Here is a 3,698-nt window from a genome sequence, read left to right on the forward strand (position 1 = left end):
GCTCCCACCCGGGCAGCTCACGGACCTCGTCCTCGAGCGCGGCGGGCGTGAACGCGCCCGCTAGCACGAGCCGCACGTCGGGATCCGTGCATCGCCCGATCGCGGCGACGATCTCGGTCGCACCCCGGATAGCCGAGATGCCGCCGAAGAACCCGACCTTCGGCGCGCCGGACCGCTCGACAGGCCGTTCGGGGACGTCACAGAACTCGGCGAGTGTCGGGAAGTTCTGCACGAGCGCGACGTGGCGCGCCGGGAAGGCCGGCAGCACCGACGGGATCGCGGCCACGACGCCGCTCATCGCATGCGCGGTCGGACGCTCGAGCGCGCGGGCGAACGCGGATGTCATGCGTCTCAGCGGTCCGGGGATCCAGTGCTTCGTGAGGATCTGCTTCGGCAGGTCCTCGTGCACGTCGAACACGACGCGCTTGCCGAGCACCAGCAGCACGAGAGCGGCGCCGAGCAGCTCCGGGTCGTGGTAGTGGTACAGGTCCGCGCGCTCGCGTAGCGCGGCTCGCAGGACGCGACCGGTCACCACGAGCATCCTGCCGAGGCGGCCCCGCGCCGGGCGTACCGGCACGATGCGTACGCCGAGTCGCTCGCCCGCCTCGGCGTCCCCACGGCCGCAGATGAACGCCACGTCGTGCCCCTCGCGTGCGAGCGACGCACATTCGCGGTGCAGGATGCGCACGTCGTCCGCGGAGTGCACGCTCGTGAGGTGCGCGATCTTCACGCGGGCTCCGCTTCGGCGGGGGTGGACGTCCGCTCAAGTCTATACGAGCCCACCGCGCCTCGACCCGGCATCGCGCCTCCTGCTAGTGTGCGCCTGATGACAGGGGACGCGACATCGGGTGGCGGCACGGACGACGCACGCGCCGGCGGCCGGACAGCTGCGCTCGTCGCCTCGGTCGCCGCCTACCGCCTTGCGCTGGACGCCGCGTACTTCCTCTTCCTCGAGCCGCGCTACCGCCACCTCGGGTTCACGCTCGACGTCGACTGGGCCAAGGTGGCCGAGTCGTGGGTGCTCATGCTCGCGATGGCCGTCCTTGTCGCGCTCTCCTGCTCCCGCCGCCGGGCGTCGGACGTGCTCGTGGTCCTGCTGTTCGCCATACCCATCGTGCCGGTGCTGTCGATGTACGGGCTCCGGGACGAACCACGCGTCGCCACGTACCTCATGCTCGGCTCGTACGCGGCCGTCCTGCTCGGCCGGCTCGTGCCCTTCCCGAAGGTCCCCCGAGTACGCACAGGCGCCGCGATCGCGCTGGCTGTGTGCGCCGTCGGCGTCGTCGCGAGCCTCGCCTGGATCCTCGCACGCGGCGGGCTCGAGAACTTCACGCTGGACTGGACGGCTGTCTACGACTTCCGTGCGCGGGCGACCGCCGCAGCGTCCGGCGGCCTGTTCGCGTACCTCATCGTTTGGTCGTTCAAGGTGTTCAACCTGGTGCTGATCGCCTGGTCGCTCCACCGGCGGAAGTGGGCGTGGCTCGCCGCCGCGCTCGTGGCCCAGGTGGCCCTGTTCGGACTCACCCTGCACAAGTCGGTGCTCTTCTATCCGGCGCTCGTCGTGGGCCTGTACGCGCTCGACCGCCTGCGGCTGCCCGACCACGCGTTGGTCTGGACGCTCGCCGGGCTGTCCGCGCTCGGGGTCGTGCTCTACGTGACTCGCGGCGAGGCGGTCTTCCCGAGCCTGCTCGTCCGCCGCGTGGTGTTCACGCCCGCGGTGCTCGACTACGCGTACTACGACTTCTTCGGCCGCGCCGGGCACGTGCTCATGTCGAACGGCGTGCTCGGCCGCTTCTTCACCTACCCGTTCGACCTCGCCCCGCCCCAGCTGATCGGCCGCTATCTCTACGACCTGCCGAGGATGTCGGCGAACACCGGGTTCCTCGGCACCGGCTACATGCACTTCGGCGCCTGGGGGGCGATCGGTTTCGGCCTCGTCGTGGGCTGGCTGCTGTCCGTCTCCGACGCGCTGGCGAAAGGAAGACTGCCGCGCTGGCTCGGGCTCTCCGTCGTCATCGCCCCGTTCTTCTCGGTGTTCACCAGCTCCGACCTGCCGACGTCGATGCTCACGCACGGCATCGTTGTGGGCCTCGTCATGCTCTGGCTGCTCTCGTCGGCCGAAGAGCCTGCCGGGCCGACGGCGCCCGCCTGTGCACCGGTCGATCGCGAGCAGCTCGGCCGCGTGCTCGACCGCCTCGGCCTGGCCGCAGGGTTGCTCGTGTTCGCCGCACTGGCAGGCCGCCTGCCGTTCGGCATCGACCCCGGTGCCGAGAGCACCTTCGCCGCGATGGTGCGCCGCTTCGCCGAGGGCGGGCGCCCCTTCGTCGACGAACTCGGCGGCGGCCAGGCCGCGGCGGTGCTCTTCGTCCCGTTCGCCAAGGCATGGCATGCCGTCGCCGGATGGGACGGGCTCGTGATCGGGCTGCGCGGCGCGCATCTCGCGCTGGCCGCCGGCGCCGTCGTCGCGCTCGCCGCGGCGCTCACGCGGTGGGTCCGGCCCGCGGTCGCACTGCCTGCCGCGGCCGCGGCGGTCGCGCTGCTCTCCGGCTCGGTGACCGCGAGCGGCGGCGCGCACCTGGCGGCCACGCTGACGCTCCTCACCGCGGGGCTCGTGCTGCTCGCCCTCGATGAGCGCCGCAGCCGCCGGCTGCGGATCGCGTGCGGCGCGGGAGCGGGGCTCGTCGCGCTCGCGAGCATCGCGCCCGGGCTCGTCGCATGGGCGCTCGCCGGGGCGGACGCGCGCGCGCAGGTGGCCGCCTACGCACTCGCGAACACACCGGTGATCGCCGGCTGGAGCGCCGCGGAGCTCGCCGTCCGGGAGTACCTCGGCGCGTACTGGCCGCTGCTGGTCGCTGCGGCACTCGCATGGTTCGCCCATGTGCGCGGGAGGCGTGCGGGCGCAGTGCTCGTCCTCGTCTTCGCGGCCACGCTCCTGCCGTGGGCGGACACACCGGCGCGCACACTCGGCTCCCTGCCGGTCACGCTCACTCTGTTCGCCGCGATGGCGGCGCTCTCCGGCATCCGCCCGCGCGCGGTACCCACGACCCGTCTGCCGACCGCCTTCGCCCTGGCCGCAGGCGCGTGCGCGATCGCGGTGGCCTACCAGTTCGCCGTCGTCCCCGGCGACGCCTCGATCGGCGCGCAGGCCGCGCTGGTGGCCGATGGCCCATACGCCGGCCTCTGGACGACGGCCGAACGCGCGGGCGCGCTCGAGTCGCTGCGGACCGACCTCGTCGCCGCGGGCGACGGTCCGCTGACCGCGTTCGATGACTTCCCGGCGGCCTACCTTCTCGCGCCCGGCACTGCCGCCGGCCCGGCGGTCGGCTATCGGGGCAACATGCCGGGCGGCTCGGCCGGGCTGGCCATGCCGCACGAGTGGTTCGCCGCACGTGGCACGGCTCCGCGCGTGGCGGTGATCCGCCTGAGCGACGCGCTCGGCACTCGGATCGGCGCGTACGGTTGGTCCCACCCGATGGCGGAGTACGTGCACGCGCACGCAGCGACCGTCACGGCCGACACCGAGGACTACCGGATCGTGACGCTCCGGCCCTAGCCGGCGACGGCCCCCGCGCGCAGCGCCTCGCGCAGGCCCAGCTCGCGCGGAGCGATCCACAGCGCCCCCGCGATGCCCGCGAGCGCCAGCACCACGGCCAGCGCGACCCGCGCGAGCTGGGCTGGCTCCTATATCCATCCCCGAG

Annotated in this window: 2 protein-coding genes; one reads left to right on the forward strand and one right to left on the reverse strand. The window is 73.1% G+C overall.

The annotated features are described in order from the left end of the window. Window positions 1–730 (reverse strand): glycosyltransferase family 4 protein (locus FDZ70_07670; GenBank protein TLM73418.1); only part of this gene is annotated, 730 nt, incomplete at its 3' end. Window positions 731–826: 96 nt separating this feature from the next. Here FDZ70_07670 and FDZ70_07675 point away from each other — a divergent pair. Beyond that, the gene (locus tag FDZ70_07675; GenBank protein ID TLM73419.1) at window positions 827–3,553 is read left to right on the forward strand and encodes a hypothetical protein; all 2,727 of its coding nucleotides are present in this window, start codon (window positions 827–829) and stop codon (window positions 3,551–3,553) included. Window positions 3,554–3,698: the final 145 nt, after the last annotated feature.

Source organism: Actinomycetota bacterium, assembly GCA_005774595.1.
Classification (GTDB): domain Bacteria; phylum Actinomycetota; class Coriobacteriia; order Anaerosomatales; family D1FN1-002; genus D1FN1-002.